This is a genomic window from Methylovorus menthalis, from assembly GCF_020523625.1.
In the GTDB taxonomy this organism is placed as follows: domain Bacteria; phylum Pseudomonadota; class Gammaproteobacteria; order Burkholderiales; family Methylophilaceae; genus Methylovorus; species Methylovorus menthalis.
Map to the genome: position 1 here is coordinate 1,517,866 of NZ_JAJAQH010000006.1, position 18,928 is coordinate 1,536,793.

The 18,928-nt window shown below is 55.3% G+C and carries 19 protein-coding genes; 8 read left to right on the forward strand and 11 right to left on the reverse strand.

Annotation, left to right across the window (positions count from 1 at the left end; translation table 11 throughout):
- Nucleotides 1–104: 104 nt before the first annotated feature.
- The 4 genes from LG204_RS13020 to LG204_RS13035 form a co-directional block, all read right to left on the reverse strand.
- Entirely contained in the window at nt 105–899 is a 795-nt protein-coding gene (locus LG204_RS13020; protein WP_230337679.1) for a thymidylate synthase, read from the reverse strand.
- Between the two features lie 29 nt (nt 900–928).
- On the reverse strand, nt 929–2,362 hold the full coding sequence (thrC, locus tag LG204_RS13025; protein ID WP_230337680.1) for a threonine synthase: 1,434 nt from the start codon (nt 2,360–2,362) through the stop codon (nt 929–931).
- Nucleotides 2,362–3,675 (reverse strand): homoserine dehydrogenase, encoded by a 1,314-nt coding sequence (locus LG204_RS13030; protein WP_230337901.1) that lies wholly within the window; start codon nt 3,673–3,675, stop codon nt 2,362–2,364. Before LG204_RS13030 ends, thrC begins: the two co-directional genes overlap by 1 nt.
- A gap of 68 nt (nt 3,676–3,743) precedes the next feature.
- On the reverse strand, nt 3,744–4,985 hold the full coding sequence (locus LG204_RS13035) for a pyridoxal phosphate-dependent aminotransferase (RefSeq protein ID WP_230337681.1): 1,242 nt from the start codon (nt 4,983–4,985) through the stop codon (nt 3,744–3,746).
- Between the two features lie 82 nt (nt 4,986–5,067).
- On the opposite strand from LG204_RS13035, the gene LG204_RS13040 reads away from it, so the two are divergent.
- The gene (locus LG204_RS13040; RefSeq protein WP_230337682.1) at nt 5,068–5,451 is read left to right on the forward strand and encodes an Mth938-like domain-containing protein; all 384 of its coding nucleotides are present in this window, start codon (nt 5,068–5,070) and stop codon (nt 5,449–5,451) included.
- 108 nt (nt 5,452–5,559) lie between these two features.
- On the opposite strand, the gene fabB is transcribed toward LG204_RS13040, so the two are convergent.
- On the reverse strand, nt 5,560–6,780 hold the full coding sequence (gene fabB / locus LG204_RS13045) for a beta-ketoacyl-ACP synthase I (protein WP_230337683.1): 1,221 nt from the start codon (nt 6,778–6,780) through the stop codon (nt 5,560–5,562).
- Nucleotides 6,781–6,962: 182 nt separating this feature from the next.
- Nucleotides 6,963–7,478, reverse strand: coding sequence for a 3-hydroxyacyl-[acyl-carrier-protein] dehydratase FabA (gene fabA, locus LG204_RS13050; protein ID WP_230337684.1), 516 nt, complete (start codon nt 7,476–7,478; stop codon nt 6,963–6,965).
- Nucleotides 7,479–7,671: 193 nt separating this feature from the next.
- Here fabA and LG204_RS13055 point away from each other — a divergent pair, with 193 nt between their 5' ends.
- From LG204_RS13055 to LG204_RS13080, 6 genes are all read left to right on the forward strand, one after another.
- On the forward strand, nt 7,672–8,688 hold the full coding sequence (locus LG204_RS13055) for an AAA family ATPase (protein WP_230337685.1): 1,017 nt from the start codon (nt 7,672–7,674) through the stop codon (nt 8,686–8,688).
- A gap of 115 nt (nt 8,689–8,803) precedes the next feature.
- Nucleotides 8,804–9,667 (forward strand): DUF58 domain-containing protein, encoded by an 864-nt coding sequence (locus tag LG204_RS13060; RefSeq protein WP_230337686.1) that lies wholly within the window; start codon nt 8,804–8,806, stop codon nt 9,665–9,667.
- On the forward strand, nt 9,667–10,611 hold the full coding sequence (locus LG204_RS13065) for a hypothetical protein (protein ID WP_230337687.1): 945 nt from the start codon (nt 9,667–9,669) through the stop codon (nt 10,609–10,611). The genes LG204_RS13060 and LG204_RS13065 overlap by 1 nt, the downstream gene beginning before the upstream one ends.
- Nucleotides 10,608–11,588, forward strand: coding sequence for a vWA domain-containing protein (locus tag LG204_RS13070; RefSeq protein WP_230337688.1), 981 nt, complete (start codon nt 10,608–10,610; stop codon nt 11,586–11,588). Before LG204_RS13065 ends, LG204_RS13070 begins: the two co-directional genes overlap by 4 nt.
- The gene (locus tag LG204_RS13075; RefSeq protein WP_230337689.1) at nt 11,579–12,115 is read left to right on the forward strand and encodes a hypothetical protein; all 537 of its coding nucleotides are present in this window, start codon (nt 11,579–11,581) and stop codon (nt 12,113–12,115) included. The genes LG204_RS13070 and LG204_RS13075 overlap by 10 nt, the downstream gene beginning before the upstream one ends.
- A gap of 2 nt (nt 12,116–12,117) precedes the next feature.
- Nucleotides 12,118–13,143 carry a VWA domain-containing protein gene (locus LG204_RS13080; RefSeq protein ID WP_230337690.1) on the forward strand — a complete coding sequence of 342 codons (1,026 nt, stop codon included), beginning with the start codon at nt 12,118–12,120 and terminating at the stop codon, nt 13,141–13,143.
- Here LG204_RS13080 and LG204_RS13085 read toward each other — a convergent pair.
- Nucleotides 13,107–13,559, reverse strand: coding sequence for a protein YgfX (locus tag LG204_RS13085; RefSeq protein ID WP_230337691.1), 453 nt, complete (start codon nt 13,557–13,559; stop codon nt 13,107–13,109). The two genes, LG204_RS13080 and LG204_RS13085, sit on opposite strands and share 37 nt — an antisense overlap.
- A 38-nt stretch (nt 13,560–13,597) precedes the next feature.
- Between LG204_RS13085 and ygfZ the strand changes: the two genes are divergently transcribed.
- Nucleotides 13,598–14,635, forward strand: coding sequence for a CAF17-like 4Fe-4S cluster assembly/insertion protein YgfZ (gene ygfZ / locus LG204_RS13090; protein ID WP_230337692.1), 1,038 nt, complete (start codon nt 13,598–13,600; stop codon nt 14,633–14,635).
- Nucleotides 14,636–14,712: 77 nt separating this feature from the next.
- Here the strand turns inward: ygfZ and LG204_RS13095 are convergent, their stop codons facing one another.
- The 4 genes from LG204_RS13095 to kdsA all read right to left on the reverse strand — a co-directional run bounded on the left by LG204_RS13095 (nt 14,713) and on the right by kdsA (nt 18,830).
- On the reverse strand, nt 14,713–16,161 hold the full coding sequence (locus tag LG204_RS13095) for a sensor domain-containing diguanylate cyclase (protein ID WP_230337693.1): 1,449 nt from the start codon (nt 16,159–16,161) through the stop codon (nt 14,713–14,715).
- A 27-nt stretch (nt 16,162–16,188) separates the two neighbouring features.
- Complete coding sequence (gene ftsB / locus LG204_RS13100) at nt 16,189–16,494, reverse strand: cell division protein FtsB (RefSeq protein ID WP_230337694.1); 306 nt, start codon at nt 16,492–16,494, stop codon at nt 16,189–16,191.
- Between the two features lie 70 nt (nt 16,495–16,564).
- Nucleotides 16,565–17,851: a phosphopyruvate hydratase gene (gene eno, locus LG204_RS13105; protein WP_230337695.1), complete on the reverse strand. Its 1,287-nt coding sequence runs from the start codon at nt 17,849–17,851 to the stop codon at nt 16,565–16,567.
- Nucleotides 17,852–17,990: 139 nt separating this feature from the next.
- A complete protein-coding gene (kdsA, locus tag LG204_RS13110; RefSeq protein WP_230337696.1) occupies nt 17,991–18,830 on the reverse strand; it encodes a 3-deoxy-8-phosphooctulonate synthase in 840 nt (279 codons plus the stop codon).
- Between the last annotated feature and the right edge of the window lie 98 nt (nt 18,831–18,928).

Here is an 18,928-nt window from a genome sequence, read left to right on the forward strand (position 1 = left end):
CAAGCAAAACCAATGCCGACAACAGCTTACAGCCAGATTATGGCATTTATTATAGTTATTGGAATGTGATGCCTGTGCAGGAAAAGTAAAGCTTCCCGCCAAGCTCAAACAGCGACAGGTGCCTTGATGGGCGGATATGGATCGTAATTCTGCAAACTGAAATCATCGTAGCGGAATGCGAAAATATCACGCACGTCCGGGTTGATCTGCATGGTGGGCAAGCTGCGCGGCGTACGCGACAATTGCTCTTTTACCTGATCAAGATGGTTCAGATAAATGTGTGCATCCCCCAAAGTGTGCACAAAATCGCCCATCTTAAGCCCACACACCTGCGCCACCATCATGGTCAGCAAGGCATAGGAGGCAATATTGAAAGGCACACCCAGGAAGATATCCGCACTGCGCTGGTACAGCTGGCAACTCAGCTTGCCATCAGCCACATAAAACTGGAAGAAGGCATGGCAAGGCGGCAGTTTCATCTGGTCGACATCGGCCACATTCCAGGCGGATACGATCAGCCGACGCGAATCCGGGTTGCGCTTGATGGCTTCCACCACATGAGTGATCTGGTCAATATGACTGCCATCAGGCTTAGGCCAGTTACGCCACTGGTAGCCATACACCGGCCCCAGATTGCCTGCGGCATCGGCCCACTCGTCCCAGATGGTGACGCCGTTTTCCTTGAGGTAGGCAATATTGGTACTGCCCTGCAAGAACCACAGCAACTCATGGATGATGGACTTCAAATGCACTTTTTTGGTGGTGAGCAGCGGAAAACCAGCCGCCAGATCAAACCGCATCTGGTAACCAAATACGGACAGGGTACCGGTACCGGTTCTGTCTTCTTTCTTGTGGCCATGCTCAAGCACATGGCGCATCAGATCATGATAGGTTTGCATAAGGTGACGGCTTTCCGCGTAAATCCAGCCTAATCGGCGGTGTGGTCAACAATGAATTGCTTGATGGCCTGCACATCGGCATCCATCACTTCAAAGCGCTGCGGCAAGTCTTCCAGACCTTGCAGGCTGGCGGGGCGCTCAGGCTTGTGGCCCAGAGCCTCCTGAATGGCATCTTCAAACTTGACCGGCAATGCCGTTTCCAGCACCAGCATGGGCGTGGCGGGATCGCGCACTTGCAACGCCACTTTCAGGCCATCGGCAGTGTGGGTATCAATGGTGACGCCATACTTGGCTTGTGTATCACGGATGGTCTGCATGCGGGCAGCATGGTTGCTGCTGCCCGAGACAAACCCGTAATCCGCTACCTGGGCGAACAGGCCATCCTCATTCAGATCAAAGGCACCGCCCTGATCTACCTTGCTCCACAAGTCACGCACCTTGGCGGCATCGCGTCCGGTGAGATCAAACACAAAGCGCTCAAAATTGGAGGCCTTGCTGATGTCCATGGAGGGGCTGGAGGTGTGATAGGTATTGGCCGAGCCACGCGGACGGTACACGCCGGTCTTGAAGAACTCGTCCAGCACGTCGTTTTCGTTAGTGGCGACCACCAGTTTATCGATAGGCAAGCCCATCATGCGCGCCACATGGCCGGCACACACGTTACCAAAATTGCCGGAAGGCACGGAAAAGCTGACTTTTTCCGGGTTGCTGCTGGTCACCGCAAAGTAGCCCTTGAAGTAATACACCACCTGCGCCGCAACGCGTGCCCAGTTGATGGAATTCACAGCGCCGATCTTGTGCTTGGCCTTGAAAGCAGCGTCATTGGAGACCGCCTTGACGATATCCTGGGCGTCATCAAACACGCCGTTGACGGCGATATTGAAAATGTTCTCATCCTGCAGGCTGAACATCTGGGCCGTCTGGAAGCGGCTCATTTTTTTGTGCGGCGACAACATGAACACCTTGACGCCTTTTTTGCCGCGCATGGCGTACTCAGCCGCGGAGCCGGTGTCACCAGAGGTGGCACCCAGAATATTGGTGGTCTCGCCTTTTTTCGCCAGCACATATTCAAACAGATTGCCCAGCAACTGCATGGCCATATCCTTGAAGGCAAGGGTCGGGCCGTTGGACAAGGAAAGCAGATAAAGATTGTCTTCCAGTTTGAGCGTAGGCGTGATGTCCTCCGCGCTCTGCTCAGCGCGTGTGTAGGCATACACGTCCGCACGGTAGGTCTTGTCGACAATCGCGCGCAGATCGGCTGGCGGAATATCATCCACCAGCAGCGAAAGAATGCTGAATGCCAGATCACTGTAATTCATGCCGCGCAGGCGTGTCAGGTCCGCATCGCTCAGCTGTGGATAGTGCTCGGGCAAATACAGGCCGCCGTCCGGCGCCAGGCCACCCAGCAGGATTTCGGTAAACGAGAGTGCAGGCGACTGCCCGCGGGTACTGATGTACTTCATTATCGGCCCAGTTCTTCCATACGCAATTTGGTGATCTTGCCTGCAATGGCAGGCAAGGCTTCAATCGCAGCGATCGCGCTATCCATGTTTTTCTCTACCGTGACATGGGTGAGGATGATGATATCGGCCTGATCCTCGCCCTCTTCCGGCTCTTTCTGGATCATGGCGTCGATCGAAATATCGCGATCCCCCAGTATGCGAGTTACTTCCGCCAGCACGCCGGGCTTGTCCATGGCGCGCAGGCGCAAGTAATAGGCGCTGCTGATGTCGCTGATTGGCAATACCGGTAGATCCTGCAGTTGCTCATCTTGGAAAGCCAGGTAAGGCACACGCTGGTCAATCGCCGCATCCATCATGCGCGCCACATCCACCAGATCAGCCACCACGGCACTAGCGGTAGGCTCGGCACCGGCACCGGCGCCGTAATACAGGGTAGGCCCTACGGCATCACCCTTGACCACCACGGCGTTCATGGCGCCATTCACATTGGCGATCAGGCGCTTTTCAGGAATCAGGGTCGGGTGCACGCGCAACTCCACACCGGCTTCGCTGCGTTTGGTAATGCCCAGCAGCTTGATGCGATAGCCCAGTTCTTCGGCATACTTGATGTCGATAGCATCCAGGCGGGTAATGCCTTCGGTATACGCTTTATCAAACTGAGGATGCGTGCCAAAACCAATGGCAGACAGAATCGCCAGCTTATGCGCGGCATCAATGCCTTCCACATCAAAGGTGGGGTCGGCTTCGGCATAACCCAGGCGTTGTGCTTCTTTCAGCACATCGGCAAAGGTCAGCCCTTTTTCACGCATCTCGGAAAGAATGAAGTTGGTGGTACCGTTGATAATGCCGGCAATCCACTCAATGCGGTTGGCACTCAGGCCCTCACGCAGCGCCTTGATGATGGGGATACCACCAGCCACCGCCGCCTCAAAGGCCACGATTACGCCCTTGGCGCGCGCTGCAGCAAAAATCTCCTTGCCATGCAGTGCAATCAGCGCCTTGTTGGCGGTGACGACGTGCTTGCCATTGGCAATCGCCTGCAACACCAGTTCGCGGGCAATGGTATAGCCACCAATCAATTCCACCACCACATCAATCGTGGGGTCACTCACCACGGCAAATGCATCATCCGTCACCTCGGCCTTGCCCTGCGTGATTTGTCGGGCCAGCTCAAGATTGCGGTCAGCTACACGGGTAATGCGGATATCACGACCGGAACGACGTGCAATTTCTTCATGATTACGGGTCAGCACGGTGTATGTACCGCCGCCTACCGTACCAATACCCAACAAGCCTACATTGATTGATTTCATATTCACGCTGATCTTCTGAATTAAATAGTTGTTCTCGCGCGGCCAGTCTGGCCACGCGAGCGGCCGCTTCAAGCGGCGATACTGTCTGTGCCGTGTTTCTTGCGATAGCCCTCAAGGAAACGGGCAATACGCTTGATCGCTTCGGTCAGGTCATCCACATTGGGCAGGAAAACGACGCGGAAATGATCCGGTTTTTTCCAGTTGAAACCACTGCCCTGCACCAGCAGGACTTTTTCTTCCAGCAACAGGTCAAGAATGAACTGCTGGTCATCCTTGATCGGATAAATCTTGGGGTCCAACCGCGGGAACAGATACATGGCGGCTGCCGGTTTTTCACAGGTAACACCAGGAATAGCCGTCAGCAACTCATAGGCCAGGTCACGCTGCTTGCAGAGTCGTCCGCCCGGGGCCACCAGATCGTTAATGCTCTGATAGCCACCAAGCGCTGTCTGGATAGCCAATTGCCCAGGCACGTTCGCACAGAGGCGCATGGAGGCCAGCATGTTCAGGCCTTCAATATAATCGCCAGCATGCCGCTTTTCACCGGACACCACCAGCCAGCCCGCACGATAGCCACAGGTACGGTAATTCTTGGACAAGCCATTGAACGTCACGAACAACACATCATCAGCCAGTGAGGCAATGGACGTGTGCGTGTTGCCGTCGTACAGCACCTTGTCGTAAATCTCGTCGGCAAAAATCACCAGGCCATGATGACGGGCAATCTCGATAATGCCTTCCAATGTTTCACGCGGATACAGCGCACCTGTCGGGTTGTTCGGGTTGATGATGACAATGCCGCGCGTGTTGGCGGTGATCTTGGACTCAATGTCCTTGAGATCAGGCAGCCAGCCGGTGTTTTCATCACACAGGTAGTGGCGAGCCGTGCCGCCAGCCAGGGTCACCGCCGCTGTCCACAATGGATAGTCGGGCATGGGCACCAGTATCTGGTCACCGTTATTCAGCAAGGCCTGCATCGCCATCACGATCAGCTCGGACACGCCGTTGCCGATGATGATGTCGTCAATGGTCACGCCCGCAATACTCTTCTGCTGGGTGTAATGCATGATGGCTTTGCGTGCAGCAAACAGGCCCTTGGAATCGGTATAGCCGGAAGCCTGATCCATATTGTGGATCACGTCCTGCAGAATCTCTTCGGGTGCCTCAAAACCGAACGGCGCAGGGTTGCCAATATTGAGCTTGATGATGCGGTGGCCGTCTTCTTCCATTTCGCGCGCGCGCGCCAATACCGGGCCGCGAATGTCGTAGCACACGTTATTGAGTTTGGAAGACTTGAGTAATGGATCCACGGCGGAAAACCTGACGAAAAAAATGTGTTATCTTACATTGTCATAGCCTTATCAGGCAATTTAAAGCCAGGACTGACAACCAATGAAACTGCATTTGACCCAGGCGGCTGGCAACCAGCTGATTACCGGACATGCGCCCGAGTGGGTAGAGGTGAATGCCCAGCGCTATCACAGCAGCCTGCTGGTGCTCCCCAACCTGCTGGTGACCGATTGGCAGGTGACCGAATTTGATGCGCTGACCGTACAGGATTTTGAACGCATCGCCGAGCTGGCGCCCGAAGTCGTATTGCTGGGCACTGGCGATAAGCACCGCTTCGTACATCCCCGCCTGACAGCATCGCTTACCGCACGCGGCATCCCGGTGGAATGCATGACCACGGCCGCCGCCTGTCGCACTTACAACATCCTGATGGCAGAAGACCGTCACGTCGCAGCGGCCTTGCTGGTCAACCCCACGGCCAACTGACTGAACGACTGAACCTTTGTCAGCGCAGCATGCCTGCGCTTTCATTTTGCTTGGAGTTTACCCGGCGGCGCACTCTCGGAAAATCAGAGGCGCACAGCCGGGAAGGGGTTACAGACCGCGACGCGAGAACGTCAGCGTGGCGTTGGTACCGCCAAAGCCAAAGCTGTTGGACAGCGCAGTCTGGATATTGGCGTTATCAATACGCTGGCGCACGATATTCAGGCCTTCAGCAGCCGGATCCAGCGTTTCAATATTGGCAGAAGCTGCAATGAAGTTGTTTTCCATCATCAGCAGCGTGTAGATCGCTTCATTCACACCCGCAGCGCCCAGCGCATGGCCGGACAATGACTTGGTAGAAGCAATCGCAGCATTGCTATCGCCAAACACGGCGCGGATAGCTTCCAGTTCCTTCAGGTCACCCACGGGGGTGCTGGTACCGTGAGTATTGATGTAATCCACACCACCTTCCACGCCCTGCAAAGCCAGGCGCATGCAGCGCTCGGCACCTTCACCACTTGGGGCCACCATGTCGTAGCCATCGGAAGTCGCACCATAACCGACCACTTCCGCATAAATCTTGGCGCCGCGCGCCTTGGCGTGCTCGTATTCTTCAAGCACCACAATACCGCCGCCGCCAGAGATCACGAAACCATCGCGGTTGGCATCATAGGTACGCGATGCTTTTTCGGGCGTGTCGTTGTACTTGCTGGAAAGCGCGCCCATGCCGTCAAACATGAAGGACAGCGTCCAGTGCTCTTCCTCGCCGCCACCGGCAAACACGATATCCTGCTTGCCAAGCTGAATCTGCTCAAGCCCGGCGCCTATGCAATGCGCGCTGGTTGCGCAGGCAGAACTGATCGCGTAATTGATACCCTTGATCTCGGCACCGGTTGCCAGGCAGGCGGAAACACCGCTCGCCATGGCCTTGGTCACCATGTAAGGGCCAACACGACGCACGCCCTTTTCACGCAAGGTATCAATCCCGTTCATGATGCTTTCATGCGAAGCACCACCCTGTCCCACGATCAGGCCAGTACGAATGTTCGAAACCAATTCCTTGGGCAGGCCAGCATCCGCAATCGCCTCCTGCATGGCCAGCCAGGCATAGGCGTGACCCTTGGCCATGAAGCGCATCAGCTTGCGGTCAATCAATTCCTCCACGTTCAGGTTTTTGATCGACCCGGCAACGTGCGAACGCAGCCCCTGATCAGCATATTCCTGCTGAAAAGTAATACCGGAACGGCCTGCATGCAGGCTGTCCAGCACTTCGGATTTATTATTGCCTAGGCTGGAGACGATCCCCATGCCAGTTACTACAACACGACGCATCTCGTGATTCCTCACATTATTGAGTTCAGCTTGCCAGATGAACCTTTGAGTCTAGGGTAACCGTGTGACAAAGTCGTTTTTTCATGTCCGGGCTCGAATAATCAGCCCCGGATGCAGACGATGATACAGCCACCCTGCTTTGCTCTGTTAAGTTAGTCTGCTCTGTACTTCAGAGCATTAGTTTAGAAATTGTCGGTGCGGGTGAACAAACCTACGCGCAGATCCTGCGCATTGTAAATTTCACGCCCATCAATTTCCATATGGGCATCGGCGATGCCCATGACCAGTTTACGCATAATGACGCGTTTCAGATCAATACGATACGTGACCAGCTTGGCGGTAGGCAATACCTGACCGGTAAACTTCACCTCGCCAGCGCCCAGCGCACGGCCGCGGCCAGCACCGCCCATCCAGCCCAGATAGAAGCCTACCAGTTGCCACATAGCATCCAGACCCAGGCAGCCAGGCATGACAGGATCACCTTCAAAATGGCATTGAAAGAACCAGAGATCAGGCTTGATATCCAGCTCAGCCACGATCTGGCCGTGGCCGTATTTGCCGCCATCTTCGGTAATCGACACAATGCGATCGAACATCAGCATGGGTGGCAAGGGCAGCTGCGCATTGCCAGCGCCGAACATTTCGCCCCGGCCACAGGCCAGAAGCTCTTCAAAAGTGAAACTGTTTTGTTTTTGCATGTAATTCTGCTTGTAGGATGCTGATCGGTAAAAAAACAGTATTTTCGCCGGAAACGCTTCGAAACGAAAGCCCTTTGAAAATAAACTATATTTTGCAAGGGGTATACCGATCTGTTTACACCCCTCGGGAATCTGGCTAAGATGCCGTAACATTTTTTTACATTCACCTCTATCTACCATCAGGATCAAGTCAATGAGTGACCGTCTTTTAGCCGATTGGCAAGCGCATGCGTTAAACCTGGAATCCGAAATCAACAAGGTGGTCGTCGGTCAGGAGTCGCCAGTGCGGCTGATTACCACCGCCATTTTTGCGCGCGGTCACGTGTTGCTGGAAGGCGATGTCGGCGTAGGCAAAACCACCCTGCTGCGTGCCTTTACCCGCGGCATTGGCGGCGGTTACCAGCGTATTGAAGGCACCATCGACTTGATGCCCAACGACCTGGTATACCACACTTATCTGGGTGAAGATGGCCGCCCGCATGTCAGCCCTGGTCCACTGCTATCTGAAGGCGAAAACCTGGCCGTATTCTTCTTCAATGAAATCAACCGCGCCCGCCCGCAAGTGCACTCGCTGCTGCTGCGTGTCATGGCAGAGCGCACCTTGTCCGCCTTCAACAAGGAACACCACTTCCCGCACATGCTGGTATTTGCTGACCGCAACCAGGTGGAAAAAGAAGAAACCTTTGAAATCCCGTCCGCCGCGCGCGATCGCTTCATGATGGAAATCCCCATCGTGGTCCCTAGCGATGCCGATGTGATGGAATCGCTGATGTTTGATACGCGCTTCCACAACGTGGATGCGCTGGTAGAACGCGTTCCCGCAGGTATTCTGCAGTTTGATCAATTGAATGAATTTGCGGCACTGGTGCAGGATAAGGTGCAAGCCAGCCCAGCCCTGCGTCGCTACGCCCTCAATCTGTGGCTGGCGACCAAGACACCAGGACAATATGGCATACAGATCAGTGGCGTGGATATCAACCGCCTGGTGATCGCAGGCGCCAGCCCGCGTGGTATGGCAATGATGCTGCGCGCTGCGCGCGTCAATGCCTGGCTCAATGGGCGCGATGCCGTGCTGCCGGAAGACATACACGCCGTGTTCCACGAAACCGTGGCGCACCGCCTGGTATTCAGCCCGGTCTATGAAATGCGCCGTACCGAGATTGCACGCGAATTGCTGTCCGGCATCGTCAATGCCATCAGTGTTCCTTAAGTTAAGCTGTGCTGATGCCAAGAATGTCCCTGACCACCGCCATGCACCACATGAGTGAGCAGAGCAGACACGTCAGGAATGACGCCATTGATATTTACGCCATAGTTGACCGCACATGACCCACGCACTTGCCAAGGAATTCACCTACCAGATCGGCTGGCGCTCACGTGGCCGCCACGCTGGTCGTCACGCCAGCGTGCAGCGCGGGCTGGGCATGGACTTCGTCGGTCATGCACCACTGATCTCCTACCCAGACCCTCGCCGCATCGACTTGCGCCTGACCTTGCGCGATCCTGCCGAGCAGGTTTTTGTGCGTATTTTCAACCAGCGCAGTGCCACGCCCATTTATGTGGTGTGCGACCTCTCTGGCTCCATGGGCTTCAGCGGTGAGCACCACAAGCTGCAGATTGCCGCTGAGATTACCGCCTCGGCGGCTTATTCGGCCTCGCGGGTCAACGACCCATTCACGTTCATCGGCTTTGACCAGCAGGTGCGCGAGGACTGGATTTCCCACCCCAGCACCCGGCTGCAAGGCGCTTACCAGATGGCCGAACGCCTGCGCGATTACCAGCCGCCACAAATCGGTGGCGATGGCCTGGCGCAAGTGGTGCCCTACCTCGCGCGCGAGCGGGCACTGATTTTCCTGGTATCCGACTTTCACATGCCATTGAATGTGCTGGAAGAAGCCCTGGTCGGCATGCAACGCCATCACGTGGTGCCCATGGTGCTGTGGGATGCAGCGGAGTATCGCAAGCTGCCAGAGTTTGGCGTGACGCACATTACCGACAGTGAAACCGGTGAGCGCCGCACGGTATTTTTGCGCGGCGACATGCACGCACGCATACAGGCAGCCTTTGCCGAGCGCCGCGCGGCGCTTAGCGCACTCTTCATGCGCTACGACCTTCCACCCTTTTTCATGGAAGACGGCTTCAAGCCTGACGCCTTAACCGACTATTTTTACCAGTTTGTGGCTGCTTAATGATGATCAACTCCCGGATGCTATCCCTGATATTGGTACTGCTCAGCTTGCATGGCATGCCCGCCGCGCTCGCCGACAACAAACCCAACCCACAAGTCCTGGTGACCGAAATCAACCCGGCACGCGACGTCGGCTACCACGTCGGTGATATCCTGCATCGCACCATCATCCTGAAGGCACCCGCCAGCTACAAGCTGCTGGACACCTCACTGCCCCTCAAGGGCACGGAAAAAAAGTATCGCGGGCAGAATCAGGGCGTGGAAGTCCGCTCGGTAGATATTAGTGAAAAGCAGCAAGGCGCATTCAATATCTACACGCTCAAACTGCAATACCAGGTATTTACCAACAATGTGGTGGTGAAGCCGAGCCAGCTGCCTGCCGAATACGTCAAGTTTGGTGGCGAAGGCCGTGTATTTCAGGTGCGCATACCGTACTGGAGCTTCCGGATTTCTCCGCTGGCGGTATATGGCTCGGTAAAAATTGAGAACGACATGAGCCAGTTACGCGGCCCCTTGTTGCTGGATAACAGCCAGCAACGCCTGAGATTGTGGATTGCGCTCGGCACGCTGGCATTATCGCTGCTGGGGCTGCTTTATATTCTGGGCAACCGCCGTTGGCTGCCTCGCATGGGCGGTGAGTTCGCTCGCGCCTATCGCGACATCAAGAAAATCCGCAAACAGAACCTGGGCCTGGAAACCGGCATGACGCGCATGCACCATGCCCTGAACCAGAGTAGCGGCGGCAGCGTGTTCAGCGCCGATGAGATCATTGCTCGCAAGCCTGCGTTTGCCAGCATGCGCGATGAGCTGAACCAGTTCTTCCGTCTGTCGCGCAGCGTGTTTTTTGATGCCACGGCCAAGCATCAGGTGCAGGGTGACCCCCAGCAATGGCTGCAACAGTTTTGCCGCCATTGCCGCGATTGCGAACGAGGGTTGAACAAGTGAATTTCGTCACACCCTGGGTGCTGTTGTTTTTGCCGCTGGCACTGGTGCCGCTGCTACTGGATCGCCAGCACAGCAAGAGTTATTCGTGGATGCAGCTGATCCCGCGCGATGGCTTGTCAGACTTGCTGGGGCTGTTGCTCAAGATACTGGCGGCCATGGCGCTCATGTTCATCATCCTGGGCATCGCCGGACCTGCCACACCTTCCCAGCCGATTGAGCGCACCGGTATCGGCGCCCAGCTGGTGCTCATCATCGACCGCAGTGCGAGTATGGACGACCCGTTTTCTGGAGCAATTGCCAGCGGACGTGCAGGTGAATCCAAAGCCGCCGCCGCCGAACGCCTGATTACCCGTTTCGTTAACGAACGCAAAAACGATATGTTTGGCATGGTGACCTTCAGTAACTCCGCCATGCATGTGCTACCGCTGACGGAGAGCAAGGAAGCCATTCTGGCCGCCATCCGAGCAGCTGGTGGCTCAGCCCTGTTCCAGACCAATATCGGTAGCGGCCTCACCACCGGCTTAGCCCAATTCGACAAGACGCCCGACTCTGGCTCGCGCGCCATTATCCTGCTATCGGATGGCGGTGGCCGCATAGGCGCAGCCACGCAGGAGAAAATTCGCGACTGGCTCGACCGCATGCATGTCACGCTGTACTGGATCGTGCTACGCCAGCCTGGCTCCATCAGTATTTTTGATGAGACTTACAAAACGCCGGATGACAGGCCACCGCCACCCGCGATTGAGTTGAATGATTATTTCAAGACCCTGCGTTCGGGCTACCAGCCGTATGAAGCGGAAGACCCGCAATCGCTGGCTGCCGCGATACAGGACATCAATCGCAAAGAGAAAAAACCCATCAAGTACATCGAGCAGATTCCGGGCAAGGACTATGCGCCATGGTGTTATGCCATCGCCGCTTTTTTGATTGCCCTGTTGCTTGCCGTTAAATTTATCGAGGTCAGAACATGGCATTGAGTGCTAAAAAATGGACGCTGATCCTGGGCATCGCCGCAATCGCCAGCGCAGGTGTGGCTGCGAGCGAAGCTTACCGAATCAAGCAAATCGCAGCGTTTAATGCGGCCATCGGCAAAGGCGATCCGCCACAAACCGACAAGCAATCATACGAAGCCAAATTTGCCGTCGCCTACTGGCAAGCCAAGAACGGCAGGTTACAGGAAGCCACCTTGTTGTTCAGCCAGCTCAATGACCAGGGCACGGATACACAGCGCTCAGCGGTGCAATTCAATATGGGCAATATATTCTTCCTGCGTGGGCTCGCCATCAACGGCACCAACATGACCGTGCGCGACCAGACCGAATATCTGCTGACTCAGGCCAAAACCGCCTATCAGCAATCCTTGCGGCTGGATAACCACTTCTGGGATGCCCGCCATAATCTGGACCGCGTGCTCACCATGCTGCCAGCGCACCCGACGCCAGGTGTTGGCGATTCTGATTCGCCCGGTCTGATCATGGGCAATATTCCGGTTGGGCTACCTTGATCATGTGGCGCACTGAGCTGCTTAAACGCTTTGGGTATTACCTCTGGCACCGCCGCGATGCCGCCATGCTGGCAATGGCGTTTGTGCTCGTGCTGGCAGCGGCATTCAAACCCACGGTGCCTATCCCTCGCAATATCTACAGCTATGTGTTTGTGGTGGATATCAGCCAGAGCATGAACGTGAAAGGCATGTACTGGCATGGGCAGGAGGTTTCGCGCCTCGATTACACCAAGAATATGCTGCATGACATTATTGGCCGCCTGCCCTGCGGCAGCCGGGTCAGCATCTCGCTGTTTGCGGGGGTCAGTGTGGCCGCGCTTTATACACCGATTGAGGTTTGTGCCAACTACTCGGCTATCCAGGACACCATCGACCATATGGAATGGCGCATGGCCTGGTCCGGCAATAGTCGACTGCGTGATAGCACAGAGTCACTGAGCCGTTTGTTGCGCGCCCTGCCTGAAGCTTCGCAAGTGGTGTTTTTTACCGATGGCGAAGAAGCTCCCAAGCTGCATGCCTTCAACACGCGCGATCTGAGTACCTTTCAGGGCGGCGGCTGGTTGATGGTGGGGATCGGCAGTATGGACCCGCACCCCATCCCAAAAATGGATGAATCCAACAAGGTCATTGGCTACTGGTCAGCAGAGAATTTCACCATGCAACCGGGGATCGCCCAGATTTCGCAACAGAATTTTGGTAACCGCGATGACAATGTGGCCCCGTCAGAAAATGACCGTTACGCTTCCCGCCTGGACGAGGAATACCTGCAGCAGCTTTCCAAGGAAATCCACGCCACCTACATCCGCGGCGATAGCCTGCAAGCGGTGCGTAGCGCCATGAGCGAACTCAAGCCTTCCCGCCGTGATTTTTCGCCCATGCAGATCGACTGGATACTCGCCTCGTTGGCTGCGCTCGCCATTATTGGTGCCTACACCCCGCAACGGCTGGTGCATCTATTCAAGCGGCTGCGCTCAGCCAGAGCCGAACGTCGTCAGCGCGGCGCGGGCTCGACAGGTGTCCGCTCGTAAGCCCAGCGCAATTGCACGCGTAAACGGCGCAGGGCTTCAGACTCTGCGCTATCAGCAAGCAAAACAACCACCTGCGGCCAACGCTGGCCTTCACAGCGAAAACGGATCACGCTGAGCGCACTGGTTACCGTGCTATCCGGCAATATTACGATTTGCAGCGCTTCATCGTTCAGGCGCCACGCCTGCCAACCATGTTCTACTGACCAGCGCAAACCAACCCAGGCTTCCGGCACAGATCGCCAGGCTTGACGACGCAGGTGCCACACGCTTGCGACTACGATACCCACGCCTCCCACCAGCTTCATCCACCACACTACAGGCACGATCAACAATAGAAGTAGCGCACTGCTGCAGGCCGCCATGAGGATGGCCGCGAGCCGGGGCGATGGACGAAGGTCGACTTGCAGGGGCTTCACGCTATAATGTCCCATTCGATTATTGATGGCTTACTATCATGACGCAATGGCAAGAATTCTTACAGTCCCGCGGCGCCTCCGTCGTCGATGGTCGCATACATGACTTCGGTGCCCCGGCCAAAGAGCTGGCCGCCACCCGCCACGATCATGTCATGGCCGATCTCTCACATCTGGGTTTGCTGCAGGTGGATGGTGAAGATGCCGTCACATTTCTGCAGGGCCAGCTCACCAATGATATCAACCTGCTGAACGGAAGCACCAGCCACTATGCAGGCTATTGCACGGCAAAAGGCCGTCTGCTTGCCTTGTTTCTCGTCTTTGCCCATGAAGGCCATATCCACCTGCAATTAAATGGCAGCTTGCTGGAGCCCATACTCAAGCGTCTGAAGATGTACGTGCTGCGCTCCAAGGTTGTGATTCAGGATGTCTCAACCAATATCGTGCGCATCGGCGTCGCAGGCAGCAATAGCGAGGCCATTCTGGGGGCCATGTTTGAGTTTGTGCCAAAAGAAATCCACGGCATCAGCACGCAGGAAAACGCCACCCTGATCCGCTTGCCTGGCACGCTACCCCGCTTTGAGATTTTCACCGCACAGGATAATGCGCAGGAACTGTGGCAGGAACTGGAACAGCACTTCGACCCGGTAGGCCAGACCGGTTGGGACTGGCTGGAAATCGAAGCAGGCATTCCCGAGATATACCCGGCGACACAGGAAGCCTTTGTACCGCAGATGGTGAATCTGGATGCGCTGGGCGGCATTAACTTCAAGAAAGGCTGCTATACCGGCCAAGAAATCGTCGCCCGTACTCATTATCTGGGCAAGGTAAAGCGCCGGTCGCTGATTGGTAGCCTGCCGGCGGCGGATCAGATTCCCGCGCCAGGCGATGAAGTGTTTGTCGGGGAAGGTGAAGCCGCCGTCGGCCAAGTGGTCCGTAGCAGCGGTATTGCCGGAACAGAGGGCCGAGTGCTGGTGGAACTGCGTCAGGAAGCTAGCGAGGGTAAAACCGTGAGCTGGCATCAACAGCCGATCACCTGGTTGCCTATGCCTTACCCTTTCCCCCCAGACAGAAAATAAGGCAGAATAAAGAAGCCCGCGGTTAGCGGGCTTCTTTATTCTGGATGATGCTTGCGTCAAGCATCTAGCAAGACGGTTCAGCCATTTTTGAAATTACTGAAAATCACTTGATTACGGCCCAGCGCCTTGGCCTGATACATGGCGTAGTCCGCCCGTTCAAGTACCTGCTCGATGCGTTCGCCATTCTGTACCATGGCAACGCCCAGGCTGGCGGTAAGGTGTATCGGTAGATCCTTGTGGGCCACGGGGCGGGTTTCGAGTGTCTCACGTATCTTCTCTGCCAGAAGGCGGGCATTCCGCTCATTGCAATCCTTGAGCAGGATGAGGAACTCTTCTCCGCCCCAGCGGCAGACAAAGTCCACTGATCGCAAGCAGGAGCTAATAATCAGCGCAACTTCGGTCAGCACATGGTCACCGGCGAAATGGCCATGGCGATCATTAATCTGCTTGAAGTGATCAATATCGAGCAGGATCACCGCCAGGTCTTTGCCGTAGCGTATGCGCTCCTGCATGATGACATCAATAATGATCTCGAAAGCCTTGCGGTTAGGCAAGCGCGTCAGCGAGTCCGTGGTCGCCATGGTTTCAATCTGGGTCTGATAGCGTTTCAGCGCGAGGTTGGTGAGATACACCGTCAGGGCCGTTAACAACAGAGACACGCCAAGATTGAGATACAAGGTATTGCGAATAACTTGCGTGGCTTCGCTCTCATTTTTTTCTACGATGAGATACCACTTGAGCTCGGGAATATAGCGGGTATTGATCAGGCGATCACTGCCCTTGTAGCGGTACTCAAATGAGCCAGTCTCTTGCGAAGTAATTTGTGGCAACAGTGCATGCAACTCGGGCAATTCGCGCACATGGCTACCGGAGATATGCTGCTTGCTGCCAGACAGCATGACGGTACCTTCTGAGGTGATGAAATACACCGAGCGACGGAATTTTTCCTGGTAACCGTCAATCAGGGCTTTGACCGAATCCACCGTCAGGCCAACACCCACCACGCCAATATAGTTTTTCGCATAATCGTAAACACGGTAATTCACGAAAATCGTCAGTGCATCCTGATGCGCAAGGTCTTTGTCTACATTGATTTCATAGGGCTGATTGAGATCACGCACGCGGAAATACCATAAATCACGTGGCTCGTTCTCCTGCACTTTTTTCAGAACACCGTTACCGTAATAGTATTGCCGGGTTTTTTCTGACACGAAAAAGCTGATGAACGTACCGTAGGTACTCTGGATTTCCTGCAGATATTTGCTGATGGACTCCACGCGGCGCTCGCCATCCAGCACCCAGTCGCGCAGGAAGGTATCCGATGCCATCATGGATGAAATAAAGACTGGCCTGACCAGATCGCGCTGAATCTCGGAATAGACATTGTCCGCCGTGAGCGGCAACTCGTTATCGCTGATGGCACGGTGAATAGAGGATTTGGACACGGAATAGCTCATCAGCGAAATGCTGATGCCGCCCATCGCCAAGACAAGCGTCAATAAAAAAATGAGCTTGTGTCTATTCATGATGAATTTACCCATGAAGTCGAACTCTTATTTTTGTGGTGCAGTGGCTGGCGCAGGCGGCGTTTTATCAATCACCTGATAAAACACTTCATCCTGCTTGATCATCCCCAGCTCACTACGGGCGCGCTCTTCAATGGCAGCAAAGCCCTGTTTCAGATCACGCACTTCTGCGTCCAGTGTATCATTTCGCGCTTTCAACTGAGCGTTCTTGTCTTTCTGCTCACTGATTTGCCGGTTCAAGTCCCACACCCGCAACCAGCTGCCTTTGCCCAGCCACAGGGGATACTGCAGCGTCGCAATCAGTATGACAAAAATAAGGGTTAAAAATCGCATGGATACGTTTTAAATAACAATGCGCAGTCTGCCAGGCAAACTGCGCATGTTGATTTAATCCGGCAAGTGCTTAGCGAGCCAGATGATAGAAGGCATCGATGCCAGCGTAGCTGGTTGCGTCGCCCAGCTCTTCTTCAATACGCAAGAGCTGGTTGTACTTGGCGATGCGTTCGGAACGCGACAGGGAGCCGGTTTTGATCTGCAAGGCATTGGTTGCTACCGAGATATCGGCAATCGTGGTGTCTTCGGTTTCACCGGAGCGATGCGAGATCACTGATGTGTAACCAGCGCGCTTGGCAGTTTCAATAGTCTGGAAGGTTTCGGTCAGGGTGCCGATCTGATTGACCTTGATCAGCACAGAGTTGGCCACGCCCTTCTGGATGCCTTCACGCAGAATCTTGGCATTGGTCACGAAAAGATCATCGCCCACCAGCTGCACGTTTTTGCCCAGACGGTCGGTCAGCAGTTTCCAGCCATCCCAGTCGTGTTCGGACATGCCATCTTCAATGCTGATGATGGGGTACTTGTCTGCCCAGGTGGCGAGATAGTCGGTGAACTGTGGGGAAGTCAGTTGCAGGCCTTCGGATTCCAGGTGGTACATGCCATCCTTGTAGAACTCGGAGCTGGCGCAATCCAGACCAAGCAGGATGTCGCGGCCTGGCTCGTAGCCCGCAGCGGAAATGGCTTCCAGAATCAGCTGGATAGCGGATTCATTGGATGGTAGATCAGGGGCAAAGCCGCCTTCATCACCTACTGTCGTGGCCAGACCCTTTTTGTGCAGGATTTTCTTCAACGCGTGGAATACTTCAGCACCTGCGCGTAGCGCTTCACGGAAGCTTGGCAGGCCAGCTGGAATAATCATGAACTCTTGCATGTCTACGCTGTTTTCAGCGTGGGCACCGCCGTTGATGATGTTCATCATGGGGGTAGGCAGTTGCATGAAACCGGAACCACCCAGGTAACGGTAGAGTGGCAGGCCGGATTCTTCTGCGGCAGCACGGGCACATGCCATGGAAACCGCGAGGATGGCATTGGCACCCAGACGGCTCTTGTTTTCAGTACCGTCGAGATCAATCAGGGTGGTGTCGATAAAGCTTTGCTCTTCCACATCCAGGCCAACAATCGCTTCGGCGATTTCGGTATTCACATTTTCAACCGCTTGCAGGACGCCCTTGCCCAGGTAGCGACCAGTGTCACCGTCACGCAATTCCACGGCTTCCTTGGTGCCAGTAGAAGCACCGGAAGGCACAGCAGCACGGCCAATAATGCCGGACTCCAACAGCACATCCGCTTCTACAGTCGGGTTACCGCGGGAATCAATAATCTCGCGGGCAATGATGTCTACAATTGCGCTCATGCTTTTTCTTCCTTTATATAAAAACTTGAATGGTTCTGCCCCGTGGACAGCTACATGCCAATAAACAAACGGTACTTAGGGTATGACGTATGGGAATTCCGGTACTGCCTGCGGACCTCTCCGCCCCGGCAGTCCACTGCTATAAAGTATGCTCGATAAACCCGGCTTTTTTAACCACCCGGTCCAAGTCGACCAGCACCTGTAGCAAGTCTTTCATCTTGGGCAATGGCCAGGCATTCGGGCCATCGGACAGCGCCTTGCTTGGGTCTGGATGGGTTTCCATGAACAGACCGGCAATCCCACTGGCCACGGCCGCACGGGCCAGAACAGGCACAAACTCGCGCTGGCCACCGCTCTTGTCGCCCTGACCACCGGGCTGCTGCACCGAGTGGGTGGCATCAAACACCACCGGGCATTGTGTCTCGCGCATGATAGCAAGTCCGCGCATATCCGACACCAGCGTGTTGTACCCAAACGAAGCACCGCGCTCGCAAACCATGATGGTATCTGCGCCGCCGTTGGCTTCCTTGGCTTTTTGCACGACCTGCTTCATGTCGCCTGGCGCCAGGAACTGGCCTTTCTTGATATTCACCGGCTTGCCGCAAGTGGCAACCGCGGTAATGAAATCCGTCTGACGGCAGAGGAATGCGGGCGTCTGTAATACATCAACCACCGCAGCCACATGCGGCACCTGCTCCTCGGTATGCACATCGGTCAGAATAGGCACGCCTATCTGCGCACGCACATCGTCCAGGATACGCAAGCCTTCTTCCATGCCAAAGCCGCGAAACGTCTTGGTCGAGCTGCGGTTGGCCTTGTCGTAGGACGATTTGTAGATAAACGGAATCCCGATCGCCGCGGCGATTTCCTTGAGCTGGCCAGCGGTATCAATCGCCATTTGCTTGGACTCAATGACACATGGGCCAGCGATCAGAAAAATCGGATGCTCGATACCAACATCAAAACCACATAATTTCATACATTTACGCCTTTAATAATTGCCCATGCTCACCAGAGCAGATCCCCCATCATGCAGTCTGCGATGGAAGACTCAGGGGAGACATGCTCCCCTTTAAA